Source organism: Marcopretia estuarina LEGE 06307, from assembly GCF_056633115.1.
Window position 1 is genome coordinate 359521 of the sequence record NZ_JBSJOY010000001.1, and the last position, 20022, is coordinate 379542.

The 20022-nt window shown below is 67.7% G+C and carries 18 protein-coding genes; 7 read left to right on the plus strand and 11 right to left on the minus strand.

The annotated features are described in order from the left end of the window. The first annotated feature begins 8 nt into the window (after positions 1 to 8). Positions 9 to 410, plus strand: coding sequence for a fasciclin domain-containing protein (locus ACWJI3_RS01835; protein WP_255099418.1), 402 nt, complete (start codon positions 9 to 11; stop codon positions 408 to 410). Here the strand turns inward: ACWJI3_RS01835 and ACWJI3_RS01840 are convergent. The 7 genes from ACWJI3_RS01840 to ACWJI3_RS01870 all read right to left on the minus strand — a co-directional run bounded on the left by ACWJI3_RS01840 (position 385) and on the right by ACWJI3_RS01870 (position 8367). Then, complete coding sequence (locus tag ACWJI3_RS01840) at positions 385 to 1641, minus strand: cation:proton antiporter domain-containing protein (protein ID WP_480202655.1); 1257 nt, start codon at positions 1639 to 1641, stop codon at positions 385 to 387. The two genes, ACWJI3_RS01835 and ACWJI3_RS01840, sit on opposite strands and share 26 nt — an antisense overlap. After that, positions 1638 to 2375 carry a GAP family protein gene (locus ACWJI3_RS01845; protein WP_255099416.1) on the minus strand — a complete coding sequence of 246 codons (738 nt, stop codon included), beginning with the start codon at positions 2373 to 2375 and terminating at the stop codon, positions 1638 to 1640. The genes ACWJI3_RS01840 and ACWJI3_RS01845 overlap by 4 nt, the downstream gene beginning before the upstream one ends. A gap of 80 nt (positions 2376 to 2455) precedes the next feature. Further along, on the minus strand, positions 2456 to 4351 hold the full coding sequence (locus tag ACWJI3_RS01850; RefSeq protein ID WP_480202656.1) for an APC family permease: 1896 nt from the start codon (positions 4349 to 4351) through the stop codon (positions 2456 to 2458). 56 nt (positions 4352 to 4407) lie between these two features. Next, positions 4408 to 4746: a P-II family nitrogen regulator gene (locus tag ACWJI3_RS01855; RefSeq protein ID WP_255099414.1), complete on the minus strand. Its 339-nt coding sequence runs from the start codon at positions 4744 to 4746 to the stop codon at positions 4408 to 4410. Between the two features lie 191 nt (positions 4747 to 4937). Further along, positions 4938 to 6389, minus strand: coding sequence for an ammonium transporter (locus ACWJI3_RS01860; RefSeq protein ID WP_480202657.1), 1452 nt, complete (start codon positions 6387 to 6389; stop codon positions 4938 to 4940). A gap of 228 nt (positions 6390 to 6617) precedes the next feature. Then, positions 6618 to 7301 (minus strand): response regulator transcription factor, encoded by a 684-nt coding sequence (locus ACWJI3_RS01865; protein ID WP_480202658.1) that lies wholly within the window; start codon positions 7299 to 7301, stop codon positions 6618 to 6620. 4 nt (positions 7302 to 7305) lie between these two features. Beyond that, a complete protein-coding gene (locus tag ACWJI3_RS01870) occupies positions 7306 to 8367 on the minus strand; it encodes a sensor histidine kinase (RefSeq protein WP_480202659.1) in 1062 nt (353 codons plus the stop codon). A gap of 137 nt (positions 8368 to 8504) precedes the next feature. Between ACWJI3_RS01870 and kdpA the strand changes: the two genes are divergently transcribed. The 6 genes from kdpA to chrA all read left to right on the plus strand — a co-directional run bounded on the left by kdpA (position 8505) and on the right by chrA (position 15806). After that, positions 8505 to 10175: a potassium-transporting ATPase subunit KdpA gene (kdpA, locus tag ACWJI3_RS01875; RefSeq protein WP_480202660.1), complete on the plus strand. Its 1671-nt coding sequence runs from the start codon at positions 8505 to 8507 to the stop codon at positions 10173 to 10175. Positions 10176 to 10191: 16 nt separating this feature from the next. Continuing rightward, positions 10192 to 12288: a potassium-transporting ATPase subunit KdpB gene (kdpB, locus tag ACWJI3_RS01880; protein ID WP_480202661.1), complete on the plus strand. Its 2097-nt coding sequence runs from the start codon at positions 10192 to 10194 to the stop codon at positions 12286 to 12288. A 106-nt stretch (positions 12289 to 12394) separates the two neighbouring features. Then, positions 12395 to 12580, plus strand: coding sequence for a potassium-transporting ATPase subunit F (locus tag ACWJI3_RS01885; RefSeq protein ID WP_255099405.1), 186 nt, complete (start codon positions 12395 to 12397; stop codon positions 12578 to 12580). Continuing rightward, on the plus strand, positions 12580 to 13155 hold the full coding sequence (gene kdpC / locus ACWJI3_RS01890; RefSeq protein ID WP_480202662.1) for a K(+)-transporting ATPase subunit C: 576 nt from the start codon (positions 12580 to 12582) through the stop codon (positions 13153 to 13155). The genes ACWJI3_RS01885 and kdpC overlap by 1 nt, the downstream gene beginning before the upstream one ends. 38 nt (positions 13156 to 13193) lie before the next feature. Next, positions 13194 to 14288: a sensor histidine kinase KdpD gene (locus tag ACWJI3_RS01895; RefSeq protein WP_480202663.1), complete on the plus strand. Its 1095-nt coding sequence runs from the start codon at positions 13194 to 13196 to the stop codon at positions 14286 to 14288. Between the two features lie 54 nt (positions 14289 to 14342). Then, positions 14343 to 15806, plus strand: coding sequence for a chromate efflux transporter (chrA, locus tag ACWJI3_RS01900; protein ID WP_480202664.1), 1464 nt, complete (start codon positions 14343 to 14345; stop codon positions 15804 to 15806). A gap of 5 nt (positions 15807 to 15811) precedes the next feature. On the opposite strand, the gene ACWJI3_RS01905 is transcribed toward chrA, so the two are convergent. From ACWJI3_RS01905 to ACWJI3_RS01920, 4 genes are read right to left on the minus strand one after another with little or no spacing between them, the layout of a single operon-like run. After that, complete coding sequence (locus ACWJI3_RS01905; RefSeq protein WP_094510716.1) at positions 15812 to 16555, minus strand: amino acid ABC transporter ATP-binding protein; 744 nt, start codon at positions 16553 to 16555, stop codon at positions 15812 to 15814. A gap of 2 nt (positions 16556 to 16557) precedes the next feature. Next, a complete protein-coding gene (locus tag ACWJI3_RS01910; protein WP_480202665.1) occupies positions 16558 to 17820 on the minus strand; it encodes an amino acid ABC transporter permease in 1263 nt (420 codons plus the stop codon). Then, complete coding sequence (locus ACWJI3_RS01915) at positions 17820 to 18806, minus strand: ABC transporter permease subunit (protein ID WP_094510714.1); 987 nt, start codon at positions 18804 to 18806, stop codon at positions 17820 to 17822. Before ACWJI3_RS01915 ends, ACWJI3_RS01910 begins: the two co-directional genes overlap by 1 nt. A 10-nt stretch (positions 18807 to 18816) precedes the next feature. Beyond that, positions 18817 to 19947 (minus strand): amino acid ABC transporter substrate-binding protein, encoded by a 1131-nt coding sequence (locus ACWJI3_RS01920; protein WP_480202666.1) that lies wholly within the window; start codon positions 19945 to 19947, stop codon positions 18817 to 18819. Positions 19948 to 20022: the final 75 nt, after the last annotated feature.

Genomic DNA, 20022 nt, shown 5'->3' on the forward strand with positions numbered 1-20022 from the left:
TCCCAGCCATGGCCAACATCATCGAAACCGCCAAAGGCGCCGGCCTGTTTTCCACCCTGCTTACAGCGGTGGAGGTGGCCGGCCTCACCGCAGCCCTGGAGAGCCCTGGCCCCTTCACGGTGTTCGCCCCGGTGGACGACGCCTTCGCCGCCCTGCCGCCCGGCACCGTGCAGACCCTGGTGGACAACCCGCCCCAACTCGCGCGCATCCTCAAGTTCCACGTGCTCTCCGGCGCCTTCAGCCGCAGTGAGCTGGTGGATCAGCCCAGCTGGGAAAGCCTGGAGGGCGCCCCGATCCCGATCCGCTGCGCCGAGCCCTTCGAGGTGAAGAATGCCTCCGTGCTCTCCGCCGACATCGTCTGCGACAACGGCATCGTGCACGTGATCAACCGGGTGATGCTGCCGGGCTGATCCCCAGCCGGGTGAGCAGGGGAGAGGCCATGGCGGTGGTCACCAAGGCCATCACCACCATCATCGTGAACAGGGTGGTGCTGATCACCCCAAGGCTCAGGGCCACGTTGAGGATCACCAGTTCCGTGAGCCCTCGGGTGTTCATCAGCCAGCCCACCGCCTGGGCCTGCTGGGGGGGCAACCCTCCCAGGCGGGCCATGGCCCAGCAGCCGATGAACTTGCCGCCGATCGCCACGGCCAGCACCGCCAGCAGGGCCAGCCACAGCAGCGGCTGATCGAGGTCCGCGATCCGGGTGTTGAGGCCGCTGATGGCGAAGAACACCGGCAGCAGCAAGGTGAGCACCAGATCCTCGATGTGCAGCCGCAGGCGGCGCAGCAGCGGGCCGTAGCGGGGCAGGGCCAGGCCGAACAGAAACGCCCCGAAGATGTAGTGCACACCGATCCAGTCGGTGATCACGGCCGAGAGAATCGCTCCAGCGAACAGCAATGAGAGCAGAATCGGGCTCAGCTGCCGCTCGCGCCGGTAGTGCTCCTGGAGCCGGTGCATCAACGGCCTGAGCCCCAGCAGCAGCAGCAGCGCCCAGGCCAGGGTGCCGATCAATGCCGGCAGGGCGCCCAGTACCGATCCGGAGCGGGTGAACGACACCACCGCCGCCAGCAGCACCCAGCTGACCACGTCGTCGATGGCGGCGCAGCTGATCACCAGCTGGCCGAGCGGCAGCCCCAGCAACCCCCGTTCCTTGAGCAGGCGCGACAGCACCGGAAAGGCCGTGATCGCCATCGCCGTGCCCATGAACAACAGGCCCGGCAGGGTGCGATCGCCCGGCAACAGCGCGGGCAGCACGCTTTCCAGGCCAACGGCCAACAGCACCCCGAGCAGCAGCGGCAGCACGATGCCCGCAAGCGAAATTCGCGCCGCCAGTCGCAACCGGCCGTGCAGATGCTCCGGGTTCACCTCCAGCCCCACCAGAAACATGAAAAGGATCAGGCCCAGCTGGGAGAGCAGGTTGAGCTGGGGCAGCACCGCCGCGGAAAACACCGCCTGCTGCAGCTGGGGTGCCAGCGCCCCCAGCAAGGAGGGCCCCAGCACGATGCCGCCCAGGATCTCGCCGATCACCGCGGGCTGATCGAAGCGGGCCAGCAGGCGCCCCAGCAGCTTCGAGACCACGATCACCAGGGCCAGAGCCACCAGCACCGCCGACAGGGTGCTCAGCGGCTCGGTCGCGATCACAGCGGCGCAGCTCCTTGCAGCATCCACAGGCCGTGCAGACCTTCCCAGGCCAGGTAGGCGCTGATCAGCAGGGCGAGCACGCCCACCACCCATTCGGCCCGGTGCACCAGCCAGCCTTCCACCTGCAGCAGCGGCTCGCGGATGCCGCCACCGGTGGCGATCCAGGCCAGCGGTGGCAGCAGCAGCAGGGAGCTGGCCACCAGCACGAACACGCCGGTGAGCTCCAGATCACGGCTCACCCCTGGCTGGTTCACCAGCAGCAGGCCCGCTTCCTTGAGATAGAACACCAGGTTTTCCGGCGTCAGCAGGGCGCTGGTGGCGCCGATCAGCACCAGCAAGGGCGTGCGCACATCGGGCAGCTGGTTGAGCAGCTTCACCGCCATGCCCTCGTGGCCCAGCTCGGCCGCCGGGGTGAGCTGGAACAGGCCGATGCCCAGCAGCGCCACCGCCCCCACCAGATCAATCGCCACCTGCCCCTGTTCGCCGTGGTTGAGGGCCAGGGAAAAGCGGTCGCCCACAAGCATCAGGGCCAGGATCGCCAGGCCGTTGGCCATCGCCCAGCCGCTCACGTAGGCGAAGGAACGCCGCAGCGGGAAAGGGCCGAGCAACAGCAGCGCCACCACGGCGATGTGCAGCGGGCTGAAGGCGATTCCGAAGCCGAACAGCGACGACTGGCTGAACAACGCCCCAGGGCTGAGGTGGGCGGTGGGGGCGATCAGAGCAGGAAGGAGCAAGGAACCAGAGGTGATGGGATCGAGCGGTCTGAACGCGCTGCTGCCGAGGGTAGGGAGATTCCGGCGGGCCCAGAGTGGGCTCAGAGATAGAAGCCCACGGTGGTGACCACCCGAGTGCCGCCGTTGCGCAGGGCCCGGCGCAGATTCAATGCCGACTGGTTGTGCAGCAGCTTCTCCCAGGGGCGGCGCGTGACGTACACGGGCATCACCACGGTGCAGAAGCTGGTGGGATGTTTGTTGTGCTCCGCTTCGAAGCGGTGCACGAAGGAGGTGATCGGATCCACCAGGGAGCGGTAGGGGGAGGGCAACACCACCAGGCGCACCTGCGGCAGCCGCTGGCTCCATTGCTGGCGGAAGGCTTCGGCGCCGCTGCCATCGAGATCCACATGCACCGCCACCAGGGGGCCGGCGATGCTGCGGGCATAACGCACCGCATCGGCACTGCCGTGGTTGAGCGCGCCCACCAGCACCACCACCGGGGTGCCGCCCTGGGCGGGGGCCGGCGGCAGGCTGAGCGGGGCGCCGGGGCTGAGATCGAGGCGGCGGGCCATGCGGCCGTAGTGGGTCTTGATCGCCAGAAACAGGCTCACCAGCAGCGGCACGCCCACCACCACCAGCCAGGCCCCCTCGGTGAACTTGCTGAACAGCAGCACGCCGCACACCAACCCGGTGACCAGGCAGCCCAGCCCGTTCACCAGCGCCTTGCCTCGCCAGCCCTCGGCGGCGCTGCGCCCCCTCCACCAATGCATCACCATCCCGGCTTGGGAGAGCGTGAAGCTGGCGAACACCCCCACGGCGTAAAGCGCGATCAAGCGGGTCACGCTGCCGTCGAACACCAGCAACAGCACCGCCGCGAAGCTGCTCAGCAGCACGATGCCGTTGGTGAACACGAGCCGGTCGCCGAGGGAGGCGAGCTGGCGCGGCATGAAGCCGTCCTGGGCCAGGAAGGCGGCCAGGCGGGGAAAGTCGGCGAAGGCGGTGTTGGCGGCCAGCAGCAGGATCAGCAGGGTGGTGAGCTGCAGCAGCAGCAGCAGTGGTCCATTGCCGAAGATGCGCTCTCCCAGCTGATAGAGCAGGGTGGGGCCGGTGTCCTGCGCCACCAGCCCCAGCTCGGTGGCCAGGGCGCTGATGCCGCTGAACATCAACGCCAGCAGGATCACCATCACGGTGAGCACGCGGCGGGCATTGCGCCACTCCACCGGCTTGAACGCCATCACGCTGTCGCTGATCGCTTCAATGCCGGTGAGGGCGGCGCAGCCGGAGCTGAAGGCGCGCATCAGCAGTACCGGCCCCAGCGCCGCCAGCGAGGCGCCGTCTCCGCTGTTCAGCAGCCGGCTCTGCTCGGCCAGCGGCAGAGCGGTGAGTGACCCCTGGCTCCACTGGATCAGGCCAGCTACCACCAGGGTGAACACCGTTCCCATGAACAGGAAGGTGGGCAGGCTCAGCAGCTGGGCCGTGGAGCGCACGCCGCGCAGGTTGGCCAGCATCAGCAGGGCCACCGCCACCAGGCACAACGGTTCGCGCAGCGCGTCGAGCAGGGGGAAATAGGAAGTGAGGGCGGCGATGCCTGCCGCCGTGCTCACCGCCACGGTGAGCGTGTAGTCGATCGACAGCGAAGCGGCGGCGCAGAGGCCGGGGATCACCCCGAGGTTGTCGTGGGATACCCGGTAGGAGCCACCACCATGGGGATAGGCCTTGATGGTTTGCCTGTAGCTGATCGCCACCACCAGCATCAACGCCACGATCACGCCTGTGATCGGCAACGTGAACGGCAGGGCGGCGGCCCCGGCCATGCCCAGCACCAGCACGATCTCCTGGGTGGCGTAAGCCACCGAGGAGAGGGCGTCGGAGCTGAGGATGGCGAGAGCTTCGGCGTTGGTGAGCCGTTCCTCGGAGTGGGCGCTGGTGGGAAGCGGGGCTCCGATCAGTAGGCGTCTGAGCGACTGGCTGCCTGATCCGCGTGGATCCTTGGTCAAGGGTCGGCTCAGACGCGTTCAGATGGGGATCGTACGCTCAAGTTTGGAGGAGAGCGTTAGATCGCAGCCGCTCCTGATTCCGACGTGCGGATGCGCACGACAGCCTCCACAGGCAGCACGAAGATCTTGCCGTCGCCGATTTCGCCGGTGCGGGAAGGGCCTGTGATCGCGGCGATCACGGTGTCCACCTTGTCGTCTTCGACGACCACTTCCACTTTCACCTTGGTGATGAATTCAATGGTGTATTCCGCACCGCGATAGGTTTCCACCTGGCCTTTCTGTCTGCCGAAGCCACGCACATCGGTGATGGTCATGCCGATGATTCCGGCATTCACCAAGGCTGTTTTCACATCATCGATTTTGGTGGGCCGGATGATCGCTTCGATTTTTTTCATGGTGACTCAGAAATGCGGTGATGAAGGGACTGGAGGATGGCCCACCCAAACGGCCATCGGTCTAAACCGATGGCCGCAGCGGTAAGTGCCCGTGGGAGTTGACTGAGCCGCTGGTTGGGGGTTGGGCTGAAAGAAGCCAGGCCTGAGTTTAGGCAGGTTCTGGCCAATCGTGCCAAGTTACCAAATGAATACTAATTCGTCATTGGTTCGTAGGCTTCCTCTCCGTGGCAAACGATGTCCACGCCACGCTCTTCATCATCAGCCTCAAGGCGCAGACCACAGGTGGCTTTGACGACGTAGAGAATGATGGCTGTGCCGACGCCAACGAAGGCATAGGTGAGAATTGTGGCCTTGAACTGGGCGATGAACAGGCCGAAGTTACCGCTTTCGGCGAGGATTTTGGCGGAAAGGGGGAAGTAATCCAGAGGAACGAGCACCTTTGCGGCAAGAATGCCGGTGAGCAGGGCTCCCACTGTTCCGCCAACGCCGTGCACCATGAAGGTATCCAGGGAGTCGTCAAACTTGATGGCGGATTTGATCTGGATGGCGATGAAGCAGGCTGCGGCAGTCAGCGCGCCGAACAGCAGGGAGGTTCCGATCGTGACGAAGCCGGCCGCTGGGGTGATTCCCACCAGCCCCGCCACGGCTCCTGTGGCCGCGCCCACGGCGGTGGGCTTGCCACCTTTGAACCATTCGATCAGGCACCAGGTGAGCATCCCGGCTGAGGCGGATGTGGTGGTGGTGACGAAACACAGGCCGGCTCCTGCAGCGGCGAAATAGCTGGCGCCGTTGAAGCCGAACCAACCGAACCACAACAACCCCGCACCCAGAAGAATGAACGGCACGTTATGCGGTGGGCGCGTTGCATCGGGAAAGGCGTTACGAGGGCCCACGATCGCTGCGGCAACCAGAGCGGCCACGCCTGAGGCGATGTGAACCACTGTTCCACCGGCGAAGTCGATGGCGCCAATGGAACCGAGAGGTCCGATGAAGCCTCCGCCCCAGACCATGTGGGCCATCGGGCAGTAAATGAACACACTCCAGAGAAGGGTGAACCAGAACCACGCCTTGAAGCTGATGCGCTCTACGAGCGCGCCACTGATCAGCGCCGGGGTGATGATCGCGAACATGCCCTGAAACAGGGCGAAACTCGTGGCGCTGATCGCAAAGCCATCGGCGAGCGGTGCATCACCCAATGGACCACCGACTCCATTCATCATGAAGAACTCGAGCCCGCCGATGAACGGACTCTTGAAGCCCACGCCGAAGGAAAGGCTGTAGCCGATCACCACCCATAGAACACCGACCAGCCCCATCATGAAGAAGCTCATCATCATCGTGTTGAGCACATTCTTGGCGCGGGTGAAGCCTCCGTAGAAAAAGGCCAGGCCCGGTGTCATCAGCAACACGAGAGCTGAACCCATCAGCATCAACAGGGTGTCGGCGCCGTTGGTGGGAACCTTGGTCAGAGCGGCGTGGGCCGACCCCGCCATCAGGGGCAACAGGCCTGCTCCAGCGGCCAGCAGGACCACCCCCAGACGGCGCAGTTCAGCCTGGTGAATGCCAGCGAACAGATTGGTTGTGAAGTGATCGAAGGTGTCAAGGGCAGACAGGCTGTCCCCTGAGCTTTCACGTCGTGTCATCGGCAACAGCCCATCCGGGTAGGACCTGACAAGCTTGTGTCTGGCGATCAGGCCGTCCCGTAGCAAGGGCAACGGAACACCCCAAGCACAGGCGAACCGTGACACGGCCCACAAGCGCACGCCTCAATGGCAGCGGGGGTGGAAGCGGCTTCAGCATGGGGACCGCCGTTGTACCCACAGCCTCAGCCGTGCCTGGAGTTCCAGTGCTCGAACGCCTGGCTCACCGCTTTACGGCCGCCGGGGCAGCAGCTTCAGGACGGCCTGGGTTCGGTTGGCCACCTCCAGCTTCTGCATGATCTGGTGGCCGTGGACTCGCACGGTGCCCAGGCTGATGCAGAGCTCGGCGGCGATCTCCCGGTTGCTCAGTCCCCGTGCCATCGCTTCCAGCACCTCCCGCTCCCGGGGAGTCAGCAGGGCCAGGGTGCCGGCGAGGGCAGGTTCCGTGCCATCCACCGGCGAGCAGCTGGCTGCTGCACGATCTGCTGCGGCCAGGGCGTCCGCTTCACCCAGTGCGCGCAGGGCGACGGTGGCCTCCGCATCCCACCACGAGGCTCCCCGCAACACCGACTGGATCGCCAGTTGCAGATCCGCCGCCGCCACCCCCTTGTGCAGGTAGCCCCGTGCTCCCGCGCGCACCAGGCGGTGGCACCAGACGGGGTCATCCTGGCTGGTGACCATCAGCACCGGAATCCGGGGGTGGTCGGTACTGATGCGGCGGCAGGTTTCCAGCCCCCCCAGACCCGGCAGGCCCAGGTCGAGCAGGATCAATTCGAAGGCCTGGTGGCGCAGCAGGTCGAGCGCCTGCTCGCCATCTGCCACCGCCGTCACTGCCTCGATGCCGGTGAAGCCCTGCAGCGTCAACTCGAGCCCCAGTCGGAACAGCTCGTCGTCTTCCACCACCAGTACGCGCATCGGTTCAACCCTCCACCGCTGAATGAGCCGAGCGCCCATTCCTGGCCTCTCCGGCAGCCTCGGGCTCTCCCGGCGGCAACACCACGTCGATTTCGGCCCCGCCGCCCGGCCGGTTGCGCAGCCCGATCGATCCCCCATGGGCGCTGACGATCTGGCGGCAGAGGTAGAGCCCCAGGCCACTGCCTGGCCGCTCCTCCGATAGACGCTGGAAGCGCTGGAACAGCCGCGGGATCTCCTCCTCCGGCACGCCCGGACCGCCATCGGCCACCAGAAGCCGATGGCCGCTGCCGTGGTCCGAGAGTTGCACCCGGATGCAGCTGCCCCGCAGGCTGTGGTGAATGGCGTTAATCAGCAAGTTCTCCACCAGCCGTCGCAGCTGGGCCCCATCGCCCCAGAGGCTGTGGGGCTGACGCTGGGAGCTCTCCCCGAAGCCGAGCTGCAGACGGAGTTGCCGCTCCTCCGCCAGGGCGGCGAGGTCGCGGATCACGTCCTCCACCAGGCGGGTGAGGTCCACGGCCTGGCGCTGGAGACGTAGGCCCTCGGCGTCGTTGCGGTACACCTCCAGCAGCGTCTGAATTTGTTGCAGAGCTCGGTTCTGGCCCCGCTCGATCGTGGCCAGGCGCCGTTGCAGCTGAGGGTCCTGCCGCCTTTCCCCTTGGTTGCTCAGGCTGCGCAGGGTGGCGATTGTGCCCAGGATCGGTGTCTTGAGGTCATGGGCGAGGGTGGCCACGAAATCCCGGCGCAGATCCGCCACGGCCAGCTGGCCTTCCAGCTGCAGCCGCTGGCGTTGCAACGCCTGAATGCGCACGCACTGGCTGGCGCTCAGCACCAAAGCGCCGCAGACGATCAGCCGGTTGGTCAGCACCGAGCCGTCGGGGGGAGTGATGTGCGGAACCACCAGGTTGGCGAGCGTGAGGGCGCAGCTGAGGGCCACATAGCGCCAGATCCGCGCCGGCGGGGCCGTCTCGCTCAACAGCAACAGAGGCAGCACGTACAGATAACCCAGCACCACCGGCACCGGGGTAACCAGCTCCACCAGTGCCACCGCAACGGTGAGCAGGGCCACCTGGCGACTGGGAGAGGCCAGAGCCTCTATACCCAGGGGTAGGGATCTTTGTTTCAACGACATACCCATCGCTACTGGCGCCCTGCTGCAGGCGGCAAAGACAGTGATCGGGTCCTCCGCGCCGGACGCTACCGCCGATGACCGACTGGCTACAGGTGGCCCTGCTGATCCTGCTGATGCTGGGCACCTCCCGGCTACTGGGCCGCCACCTCTGGGAGGTGTTCGACGGCCAGCCCCAGCCCTGGCTGGACCGCTGGCTCTCCCCCTTCGAATCCACCCTGCTGCGCTGGGTGGGTGATCCAGGCCGGCCCGCCGAACTGGCCTGGGATTACCTGCGCCCGCTGCTGCTCAGCAACTTTGGCTTCACCGCCGTGGCCCTGCTGCTGCTTCTGGTTCAACCGCCCTGGCTGAATCCCCAGGGGCTGCCGCCGGTGCCCTGGGATCTCTCCTTGCACACCGCTATTTCGTTCGTCACCAACACCGATCAGCAGCACTACCTGCCGGAGCAGACCTTCAGCGATCTCACCCAGCTCGGCGCGATCCAGTTCCTGATGTTCACCTCGGCCGCCACCGGCCTGGCGGTGGGTGTGGCCTTCATCCGCGGGCTCACCGGCCACCCGCTGGGCAACTTCAACAGCGACCTGATCCGCGCGATCACACGGGTGCTGCTGCCGCTCAGCCTGGTGTTCGCTGTGGTGTTGCTGATCCAGGGCGTGCCCATGACCCTGGGCGGTCCGGTGAGCCTGCGCACGCTCGAAGGCGCCACCCAGATCCTGGTGCGGGGCCCGGTGGCGGGTTACGAGGCGATCAAGCAGCTGGGTGAGAACGGCGGCGGCTTCTTCGGCGCCAACTCGGCCCATCCGTTCGAGAACCCCAGCCCCTTCACCAACCTGCTGGCCATGGTGGCGATGCTGGCCATCCCGGCCGCCACCCTCGACGCCTTTGGCCGCTTTCTCGGCAACAGGCGCCAGGCCAATCTGCTGCTGGTGCTGGTCACGGGGCTGCTGCTGGCCCTGGCCGTGGTGGCGATCCAGGCTGAGCAGTCCGGCAACCCCCTGCTGGCGCCGTGGCTGAGCGGCCCCAATCTGGAAGGTAAAGAGGTGCGCTTCGGCGCCACCCTCTCCGCCCTGTTCGCCGCCATCACCACCGCCACCATGACCGGCGCGGTGAACGGCTCGATGGATTCGCTCATGCCCGTGGGGGGCATGGTGCCGCTGTTCAACATGTTCCTGCAGGTGGTGTTCGGCGGTCAGGGCACCGGCGCCGCCTACCTGCTGGTGTTCCTGATCCTCACGGTGTTCCTCACCGGACTGATGGTGGGGCGCACCCCTGAGCTGTTCGGCCGCAAGGTGGAGAAGGCGGAAATCGTGTGGAGCAGCCTGATCCTGCTGATCCACCCGCTGTTCGTGCTGGTGCCGGCGGCGCTCACCCTGGCCGATGCGCCAACCCTCGCGGGCATCAGCAATCCGGGCTTTCACGGCGTCAGCCAGGTGGTCTACGAGTACGCCTCAGCTTCGGCCAACAACGGCAGCGGCTTCGAAGGCCTGGCCGATAACAGCCTGTGGTGGAACCTCAGCACGGTCGTGAGCCTGCTGGGCGGGCGTTACCTGCCGATCTTCGCGCTGCTGCAGCTGGCGGCAGCCTTCGCCCGCAAGCCCCCGGTGCCCCCCGGGCCCGGCACCCTCGCCACCGATACGGCCCTGTTCACGCTGGTGACCGCCGTGGTGATCCTGATCCTCGGCGCTCTCACCTTCTTCCCGGTGCTGGCCCTGGGGCCGATCGCCGAAGCCTTCTCGCTCCCTCGCTGATCGCCCTGCGCCTGCCATGACCATCCTTCAACGGCCCTTCTTCCCGCGCATGCCGCGGGGCCGTCGCGACCAGCGGCGCTACACCGAACGCCCCCGACGCCAGGGTCTGCTGGCCAGGGCCAGCGTGGAAGCGTTCCGCAAGCTCGATCCGCGCCACACGGTGCGCAATCCGGTGATGTTCGTGGTCTGGTGCGGCACGCTCGTGTGCCTGGCCACCACGCTGGAGCCCCAGCTGTTCGGCCTCAGCAGCGAGGCACCGGGCCGGGGTTTCAACGCCGCGCTCGCCGCGATCCTGGTGTTCACCCTGCTGTTCGCCAACTTCGCCGAAGCCCTCGCCGAAGGGCGCGGCAAGGCCCAGGCCGATGCCCTGCGCCGCACCCAGGCGCGCACCCAGGCCCGCCGCCTGCTGCCCGATGGCGGTGAGGCGCTGGTGGATTCCAGCAGCCTGCGCCAGGGGGATCAGGTGCGGGTGAGCAGCGGTGAGCTGATCCCCGCCGATGGCGAGGTGGTGGGTGGGGTGGCAGCGGTGGATGAATCGGCGATCACCGGTGAATCCGCCCCCGTGCTCAAGGAGGCCGGCTCCGATGTGGCCAGTTCGGTTACGGGCGGCACGCGGGTGGTGTCCGATCAGCTCACCATCCGCATCACTGCTGATCCCGGCAAGGGCTTCATCGACCGCATGATCGCCCTGGTGGAGGGCGCTGAGCGCAGCCGCACCCCCAATGAGATCGCCCTCACGGTGCTGCTGGCCGTGCTCACCCAGGTGTTCCTGATCGCGGTGGCCACCCTGCCGCCCGTGGCGGCCTACATCGGCGGACCCACTCCGGTGGTGGTGCTGGTGGCCCTGCTCGTGGCCCTGATTCCCACCACGATCGGCGGCCTGCTCAGCGCCATCGGCATCGCCGGCATGGACCGGGTGGCGCAGTTCAACGTGATCGCCACGTCCGGCCGGGCGGTGGAGGCCTGCGGCGACATCAACACCCTGGTGCTCGACAAGACCGGCACAATCACCCTGGGCAACCGCCTGGCGGAGGCGTTCCTGCCGGTGGGTGGGCACAGCGAGGCGGAGCTCGCTGCCGTCGCCCTCGGTGCCAGTGGCTTTGACAACACGCCCGAGGGTAAATCGATCGTGCGGCTGGCCGAGAAGCTCGGTGTGAGCGCGGGATTCGACGCGGCGGGGGCCATCGGCCTGGAGTTTTCCGCCCGCACTCGGATGAGCGGCACCGATCTGGCCGATGGCACCGAACTGCGCAAGGGGGCGGTGGATGCCATCAAGGGGTTTGTGCGATCCCGTGGCGGCCAGGTACCCGGCGGGCTGGATGAGGCCTTTGAGCAGGTGTCGCGGCTGGGGGGCACGCCGCTGGCGGTGTGCCGTGGCGACACCATCTACGGCGTGGTCTACCTCAAGGACATCATCAAACCGGGCATGCGCGAACGCTTCGATCAGCTGCGGCGCATGGGCATCCGCAGCGTGATGCTCACCGGCGACAATCCGATCACCGCCGGGGTGATCGCCCGCGAAGCCGGCGTCGACGACTTCATCGCCGAGGCCACCCCGGAAGACAAGATCGCCGTGATCCAGGCGGAACAGCGGCTCGGAAAGCTGGTGGCGATGACCGGCGACGGCACCAACGACGCCCCGGCCCTGGCCCAGGCGAACGTGGGCGTGGCGATGAACTCCGGCACCCAGGCCGCCAAGGAGGCGGCCAACATGGTGGATCTGGACAGCGATCCCACCAAGCTGATCGACATCGTGACGATCGGCAAACAGCTGCTGATCACCCGCGGGGCGCTCACCACCTTCTCGATCGCCAACGACGTGGCCAAGTACTTCGCGATCCTGCCGGCCCTGTTCGGTGGTGTGGGGCTCGGTCCCCTCAATCTGATGCAGTTGCAGAGCCCCCACTCCGCCATCCTCTCGGCGATGGTGTTCAACGCCGTGATCATTCCCGCCCTGGTGCCCCTGGCCCTGCGAGGGGTGGCGTTCCGCCCGGATTCGGCCGAAACGCTGCTGCGGCGCAACCTGCTCGTCTATGGCCTGGGCGGCCTGGTGGTGCCGTTCGTTGGCATCAAGGTGATCGACCTGGCGCTCACGTCACTGCACCTGGTCTGATCGCCTGGCGTCGCCGAGCTTCGATTGGAACGTCTCGTCTGCCCTCGCCGGATCGCCGATCGAATCCCGCCCATTTGCTCGTTCTCTCTGATCTGAGGCTCCTGCGATGTTCCTGACCCGACCGATCTTCTGGATCCCGTTGCTGCTGGCCGCTGGTGCGGTGGCGGCCTCCGCACTGGTGCGCAGCTTCCACCCACCGCTGCAGACGGGCGCGCTGTCGTTGCTGCTGAGCGGCACCGTGGCGCTGTCGATTTATCTGTTCGTGGTGATCTTTCAGCCGGAGACCTTCTGATGTCCCTGCTTCGCGACGCCCTGCGCGCCCTGCGGCTCACGGCGGCCCTTTGGTTGATCAGCGTGGTGCTCTACACCCTGCCGCTGCTAATGATCGGCCAGGGGCTGTTCCCCGCCCAGGCCAATGGTTCGCTGCTGCGGCTGGAGGGCCGGGTGGTGGGCTCGGCCCTGATCGGCCAGCCCTTCGCCAGCGCGCGCTACTTCTGGGGCCGCCCCAGTGCCATCGCTTACAGCACGGGGCCAGGGGCACCCAGCTCCAGCCCCAGCAACCTGGGTCCCACCAACCCGGCGCTGGCCACGCGGGTGCGTGAGGGCGCGGAGCTGCTGCAAGCCGCCGGGCTCCGCCCACCGGCTGCCGATCTTCTCTATGGCTCCGGCTCCGGCCTTGATCCCCACCTTTCCCCCGCGGCGGCGGCCCAGCAGATCGAGCGGGTGAGTGCGGCCCGCCGCCTCAGCCCCGACCAGCTGCGTCAGCTGGTGCGCCGCCACACCAAGGGCCGCAGCCTGGGGCTGCTGGGGGAGCCGCGGGTGAATGTGCTGGCGCTCAACCTGGAGCTCGATCGCCTCGCCCCCTGAACCCTTGCGCCTGAGCCCCACCCGATGAGGTCGTCGCCATGATCCGCTCCTCCAGAGGCCAGGGGCGCCACAAGCTGTTCATCGGCATGGCGCCGGGGGTCGGCAAGACCTACCGCATGCTCCAGGAAGGCGGCGAGCTGCGCCGCGCCGGCACGGATGTGGTGATCGGTGTGCTCGAAACCCATGGCCGAGTGGACACCGCCGCCCAGGCCGAGGGCCTGGAACGGGTGCCGCTGCGCCGCTTCCAGCACCAGGGGGTATGGCTGGAGGAGCTCGATGTGGCCGCCCTGCTGGCCAGACTCCCGCAACTGGTGCTGGTGGACGAGCTGGCCCACACCAACGCCCCCGGCAGCGAGCGGGTCAAGCGCTGGCAGGACGTGGAGCACCTGCTGGCGGCGGGGGTGGATGTGTACTCCACCATGAACATCCAGCACCTGGAGAGCCTTAACGATCTGGTGGCCCAGCTCACCGGCGTGATCGTGCGCGAACGCTTGCCCGATCGCGTGCTGGAGCGGGCCGATGAGGTGGTGCTGGTGGATGTCACCCCCGAAACGCTGCAGGAGCGCCTGCGCGAAGGCAAGGTGTACGCCAGCGAGAAGGTGGGCCAGGCCCTGGCCCACTTCTTCCAGCGCCGCAACCTGGTGGCCCTGCGGGAGCTTGCCCTGCGGGAAGTGGCCGACCGGGTCGATGACGAAACGTCCCCCGACAGCTCCCTGCGCGAACGGGTGCTGGTCTGTCTGTCGATGTATCCGGGATCCAGGCGGCTGCTGCGCCGCGCCGCCCGCCTGGCCGGCTTCATGGATGCCCCGCTGCTGGTGGTGATCGTGCTCAATCCCCACCGCTTCCTGACCCGGGAGGAAAGCCTCGTGCTGGAGGATTGCACCCGCCTCAGCAACGACTTCGGCGCTGAGTTCCTGCGCCTCGACAGCGACGATGTGCTCGGCGCGATCGCCCATGTGGCCGCCGAGCGACGGATCACCCAGATCGTGATGGGCCAGTCGCCACGCTCCCGGGGCCGGGCGCTGCTGGGGCGCTCTTTGGCCGAGAAGCTGCAGCAGCGGCTGGTGGGCCGCCACGTGGATCTGCACCTGATCGCCGACGATCCCCCCACCCCTGGGCCGGCCGGCTCTTAGCTTTGCCCCAGCCATCGGGGTGCGCCTCCCGTAACACCGCCGGCGCCGGACCCCATGACCCCTGCCATCCCGCCGCCTGAGCCCGCCGCAGAATCCTCTGCGGCTCCCGCCCAGCGGCCGGTTCCCTTCGCAGAGGCCGCCCGCTACTGGCTGGAGCTGGGGTTGATCAGTTTCGGAGGGCCGGCCGGGCAGGTGGCGCTGATGCACAGCGAGGTGGTGGAGCGCCGCCGCTGGCTCTCGGAACGGCGCTTCCTGCATGCGCTCAACTACGCCATGGTGCTGCCGGGCCCGGAAGCGCAGCAGCTGGCCACCTACATCGGCTGGCTGATGCACGGCATCCCCGGTGGACTGGTGGCGGGCAGCCTGTTCATCCTGCCCTCGCTGCTGCTGCTGCTGCTGCTTTCGGCGGTCTACGCCATCTGGGGGCAGCTGCCGCTGCTGGTTTCAGTGTTCTGGGCGCTCAAGCCGGCCGTGACGGCGATCGTGATGCAGGCGGCCTGGCGGCTCGGGCGGCGCACCCTGCACAACCCGGCGTTGCTGGCGCTGGCGGTGCTGGCCTTCGCCGGCCTCACCCTGCTGCGGCTGCCCTTTCCCGTGATCCTGCTCACAGCGGCCGTGATCGGCTGGCTTGGCGGTCGCTGGCGTCCGCAGCTGTTCAGCCCGTCTCGCCAGGCCGGCCATGCCCCGACCAGCACCACGCCCAGCGCCGAGTGGCCCCCACTGCATGGCGATGCCACTCCCACCCCCGCCCATGCCCGCTTCGATCGCCGCCGCCTGGCCTTGATCCTGCTGGCCGGGCTCGCCGCGCTGGCGTTGCCGCTGGCGTTGGTGAGCGGCATGGGTGGCTGGGATGGGCTGCTGGCCACGATGGCCCGTTTCTTCAGCCGTGTGGCCGTGTTCAGTTTCGGTGGCGCCTATGCGGTGCTGCCCTACGTGGCTCAGGGGGCGGTGGAACAGCACCAGTGGCTGAGCGCCAGCCAGATGATCGACGGCCTGGCTCTCGGTGAAACCACACCGGGGCCCTTGATCATGGTGGTGACCTTCGTGGGCTTCATGGGCGGCTGGAACACCGCGCTCGCCCATCTCAGCGCGGACGCCGCCAACAGCCTCGCTGTGGGCACCGCCACCAGTCTTGCCGCTGCCGCCACGGCCCTGCCGCTGGCCGTGGCGGCGGGCCTCACGGTCACCTGGTTCACCTTCCTGCCGTCGTTCCTGTTCATCCTGGCGGGTGGGCCCTTGGTGGAAGCCAGCCGCGAGGACATCCGCCTCAGCGGGCCGCTCACGGCGATCACCGCCGCGGTGGTGGGCGTGATCGCCAACCTGGCGGTGTTCTTCGCCGGCCATGTGCTCTGGCCCGACGGCGCGGGCAGTGGCTTCGATCCGGCGGCGCTGGCGCTGATGGTGGCGGCGGCCGTGGCCCTGCTGCGCTGGCGCTGGCCGGTGCTCCGGCTGATCCTCACGGCGGCCCTGATCGGCGCCGGCCGCCAGCTGGCCGTCTGGGCCGGGCTGCTGGGCTGAACCGCTCAGAGGATCTGGGCCAGGAACTGACGGCTGCGCTCGTGCTGGGGGTTGGTGAAGAAAGTGGTGGGGGCCGCTTCCTCCACGATCTGCCCCTCCGACATCAGCACCACCCGGTGCGCCACCTCGCGCGCGAAGCCCATTTCGTGGGTCACCACCACCATCGTCATGCCGTCGGCGGCGAGGGCGCGCATCACCTCCAGCACCTCCCCCACCATCTCTGGGTCGAGGGCGCTGGTGGGTTCATCGAACAGCAGGATGCGCGGTTCCATGCAGAGCGAGCGGGCGATCGCCACCCGCTGCTGCTGGCCGCCGGAGAGCTGGCCGGGGTACTTGCCCGCCTGCTCGGCGATGCCCACCCGCTCCAGCAGACCCAGGGCCTGGGCCTCCACCTCGGCCTTCCGCCGCTTGCGCACCACCACCGGCGCCAGCGTGAGGTTCTCCAGCACGGTGAGATGAGGAAAGAGGTTGAACTGCTGGAACACCATGCCGGTGTCGCAGCGGATCGCATCGATGTTGCGCAGGTCGTTGGAGAGGGCGATGCCATCGATGGTGATCGTGCCCTCCTGGAAGTCTTCGAGGGCGTTGAAGGTGCGGATGAAGGTGCTCTTGCCTGAGCCCGAGGGCCCCATGATCACCACCACCTCGCCGCGGCTCACGCTCAGATCCACGCCGCGCAGGGCATGGAAGCCGTTGGGGTACCACTTCTGGACCCCGCGGGCCTCGATCATCGGCTGACTGGCGGTCATGGTCAGGTGGGGGAGTGGGAGGGATCGAGGCGGCGCTCCAGAGCCCGGCTGCCCAGGCCAAGGGCGGCGCAGCAGCACCAGAACAGCACCGCAAGGGTGAGGTACACCTCGGCGTTTTTGCCGAGGAATTCCGGATTGGCCATCACCGTACGGGCGGTACCGAGCAGATCGAGCAGGCCGATCAATGACAGCAAGGTGGTGTCCTGCAGCAGGGAGATGAACTGCCCCACCGTGGCGGGCAGGGCGATGCGCAGGGCCTGGGGCAACACCACATGCCGCAGGGCCTGCGGCACCGAGAGCCCCAAGGAGCGGGCGGCCTCGAGCTGTCCGACGGGCACCGCCGCCAGTCCGGCGCGCACGGCTTCCGCCAGATAGGCGCCGCAGAAGAAGGTGAGCACCCAGGCGGCCCGCCAGACGCGGTCGGGGGCCCAGCCGCCGGGAAGCATGTAGCCGAGGATGTTCTGCCCCAGGAACAGCAGGGTGATCAGCGGGGCGCCGCGGATGAACTCGATGTAGAGCACCGAGCTCCAGCGCAGCAGCGGCAGGGTGCTGCGGCGGCCCAGGGCCACCACGATGCCGATCGGGAAACTGAGCAGGATGGCGAAGCTGGCCATCAGCAGGGTGAGCAGCAGGCCGCCCCACTCCGACGGCGGCACGTGCGGTACGCCCAGCCCGCCGGCGATCAGCACCATGCCGAACAGGTAGAGCGCCGGCCAGAACAGCGGCAGAAAGCGCAGCAGGCGGCGCGGCACCAGCCGCCCCCACTGCCCAGACACTCCCCGCAGCATCAGCAGCAGCGCCGTGATCGCCCACCAGCGCAGCTGCAGGGGCAGCGGCAGCTTCAGCGCAGCCGGCAGCCAGGCGGCCAGAAAGGCCAGCACGGCGATGGCCACCAGGTCGTTGACGGGCCAGAGTGTGCCGGTGCGATCGGCGCGCGGATGGCTGCGCAGCAGGCCCCAGCTCACACCGATCGTGGCCGCCGCCAGGGTCACCAGCAGCCAGAGGCGCCATTGCTGCGGCAGCGGGTAGCGCCCCACGGCAAACAGGGTGGTGTTGGCCTGGATCACAGCCCACTGGGCCTGGCGGAAGGCCCACTGCCACAGGCCCACCGCGGCGGCCAGCAGGGCAGCGAGCAGCACCACGCTGATCACCCCGTCGAGCGGAGTGGCGAACAGCTCCTGACGCAGCGCCCCGCGCCAGCTACGGCGGGCTGAGGGGGGAGCGGGCCGGGGCGGCTGCAGCGGCGGGGAGGAGGAGGAGGTCATCAGCGCTCGCGAATCTGCACCAGTTGGTTGACGCCGTTCATCAGCACCGAAATCACCAGATCGATCAGCAGATAGGCGCCCAGCAGCAGCAGGAACACTTCCAGGGCGCGGCCCGTCTGGTTGAGGGTGGTTTCAGAGACGGAATAAAGATCGGCGTAGCCCACCGCCACCGCCAGGGCGGAGTTTTTGGCCAGGGAGATGTATTGGCTGTTGAGCCCTGGAACGATCACCCGCAGCGCCTGGGGCAACACCACCCTGCGCATCGTGGCGCTCCAGTGCAGGCCCAGGGAAGTGGCCGCTTCCCACTGCCCGCGTGGCACCGCGGCGATCCCGCCGCGCACCACCTCGGCCACGAAGGCGCCGGTGTAGGTGATCAGGCCCGTGATCAGGGCCGAGAACTCCACCGACAGGCGCAGCGGCGCCTGCCAGACGTCGTTCACCAGGGTGGGCCCCTGCCAGCGGAAACCCTCGGCAAACCAGGCGAGATACAGCCCCGATTTGGAGAGCACCACCCCAGGGAGTTGCAGGGCCGCCGTGCTGTTCGGCAGCGCCAGGAACACCACGAAATACCAGAACAGCAGCTGCAGCAGCAACGGGATGTTGCGGATCACCTCCACGTACACCCGCGCCAGGCGGCGCAGCAGGCCATTGCCGCTGAAGGCGGCCATGCCCACCGCCGTGCCCAGGAGCGTGGCCCCCACCAGGCCCACCACGATTGCCCGCAGGCTGTTCACCAGCCCCACCAGCAACACCCGCCAGTAGGGCATGGAGGCATCGAAGGGGATGAGGCTTTCGGCCACATCGAAGCTCGAAGGTTGCCCGAGCCAGCGCCAGGTGAGCAGCAGCCCGGCGGCGGTGAGGTTGCGCACCAGGTTGCCCATCAGCAGGGCGATCACCACCAGGATCGCCAGCCCCACAGCCCCCTGGACCAGCCAGGGAACCACGCGCCGATCCCGCCACCAGGGAACCCGCTGGATGTCGCTCATTGCGAGGTGCTCAACGGAAGGGCGGCGAGTAGATCAGCCCACCGTCTTTCCACTGCCGGTTCTCGGCCCGTTCGAGCTTGAGCGGGGAGCCGGTGCCCACATTGCGCTCGAAGATCTCGCCGTAGTTGCCCACCGCAGCGATCGCCTTGGGCACGAAATCCGCCGGCAGGCCCAGCTGCTTGCCGAAATCCCCTTCCACGCCAAGGAAACGGCGCAGGTCGGCCAGGTTGGTGTTGGCCTTGGCTTCCGCCACCTTGGCGGCCACGTTGGCCTGGGTGATGCCCAGCTCCTCCGCCTGGAACAGGGCGAAGACGGTCCAGCGCAGGGCATCGGCCCAGGCGGGATCACCGTTGACGGTGGCGGGGGTGAGCGGTTCCTTGCTCATCACTTCCGGCAGCAGGATGTGGGCATCGGGCTGCGGGAAGCTGCTGCGCTTGGCGGCCAGCTGGGAACGGTCGCTGGTCACCGCCACGCAGCGGCCGCCCAGGTAGGCGGCGTAGGTCTGGTCGCCAGTCTGGAATTTGAGCGGGGTGTAGGCGATGCCCTGCTCGCGCATGCGATCAGCCAGGTTGAGCTCGGTGGTGGTGCCGCTCTCCACGCAGATCGGCTTGCCGGCCAGATCCTTGAGGGTCTTGATGCCGCTGGCCACCGGGGCCATCAGGCCCTGACCGTCATAGAAGGTGGTGGGACCGAAGGAAATGCCGTTGCCGCCGGCTGAATCGCGGCTCAGGGTCATGGTGGTGTTGCGGGCCAGCATGTCCACCTCGCCGCTGGCGAGGGCTGCAAAGCGCTCACTGGAGTTGAGATCGCGGTATTCCACCTTCGACGGATCGCCGAGCACGGCGGCGGCCACGGCCCGGCAGGTGTCGGCATCCAGGCCGCTGTAGGTGCCGTCGGGGCCGAGGAAGCTGAAGCCCGGCAGCTTGCCATCCACGCCGCAGACGAGCTTGCCGCGGCTGCGGATCGTGTCCATCTTCTGGCTCTGCACCCCTTCGCCGCCGCCGCCGTCGTTGGCGCAGCTGGTCAGCAGCAGGGACAGCGCCACCGGAGCCGCCGCCAGCAGGGATCGCAGACGCAGCCGCTGCAGACCTGATGGTTGCAGACGCGATGGTTGCAGGCGCGGTGATCGCAGCTGAAGCATCAGGGGCTGTGGCGAAGTGAGCGCAGTTTGCCAGCAGGACACAAGGAGTGCCGGTCACAACGCCCACACGTTGCA

Excerpts from the sequence above, each read along its gene's own strand:
- ACWJI3_RS01915 (WP_094510714.1), bottom strand. The coding sequence starts at position 18,806 with ATGAGCGACATCCAGCGGGTTCCCTGGTGGCGGGATCGGCGCGTGGTT.
- kdpA (WP_480202660.1), top strand. The coding sequence starts at position 8,505 with ATGACCGACTGGCTACAGGTGGCCCTGCTGATCCTGCTGATGCTGGGC.
- ACWJI3_RS01860 (WP_480202657.1), bottom strand. The coding sequence starts at position 6,389 with ATGACACGACGTGAAAGCTCAGGGGACAGCCTGTCTGCCCTTGACACC.
- ACWJI3_RS01895 (WP_480202663.1), top strand. The coding sequence starts at position 13,194 with ATGATCCGCTCCTCCAGAGGCCAGGGGCGCCACAAGCTGTTCATCGGC.
- ACWJI3_RS01920 (WP_480202666.1), bottom strand. The coding sequence starts at position 19,947 with ATGCTTCAGCTGCGATCACCGCGCCTGCAACCATCGCGTCTGCAACCA.
- kdpC (WP_480202662.1), top strand. The coding sequence starts at position 12,580 with ATGTCCCTGCTTCGCGACGCCCTGCGCGCCCTGCGGCTCACGGCGGCC.
- ACWJI3_RS01885 (WP_255099405.1), top strand. The coding sequence starts at position 12,395 with ATGTTCCTGACCCGACCGATCTTCTGGATCCCGTTGCTGCTGGCCGCT.
- ACWJI3_RS01865 (WP_480202658.1), bottom strand. The coding sequence starts at position 7,301 with ATGCGCGTACTGGTGGTGGAAGACGACGAGCTGTTCCGACTGGGGCTC.
- kdpB (WP_480202661.1), top strand. The coding sequence starts at position 10,192 with ATGACCATCCTTCAACGGCCCTTCTTCCCGCGCATGCCGCGGGGCCGT.
- ACWJI3_RS01835 (WP_255099418.1), top strand. The coding sequence starts at position 9 with ATGGCCAACATCATCGAAACCGCCAAAGGCGCCGGCCTGTTTTCCACC.
- chrA (WP_480202664.1), top strand. The coding sequence starts at position 14,343 with ATGACCCCTGCCATCCCGCCGCCTGAGCCCGCCGCAGAATCCTCTGCG.
- ACWJI3_RS01905 (WP_094510716.1), bottom strand. The coding sequence starts at position 16,555 with ATGACCGCCAGTCAGCCGATGATCGAGGCCCGCGGGGTCCAGAAGTGG.
- ACWJI3_RS01910 (WP_480202665.1), bottom strand. The coding sequence starts at position 17,820 with ATGACCTCCTCCTCCTCCCCGCCGCTGCAGCCGCCCCGGCCCGCTCCC.
- ACWJI3_RS01855 (WP_255099414.1), bottom strand. The coding sequence starts at position 4,746 with ATGAAAAAAATCGAAGCGATCATCCGGCCCACCAAAATCGATGATGTG.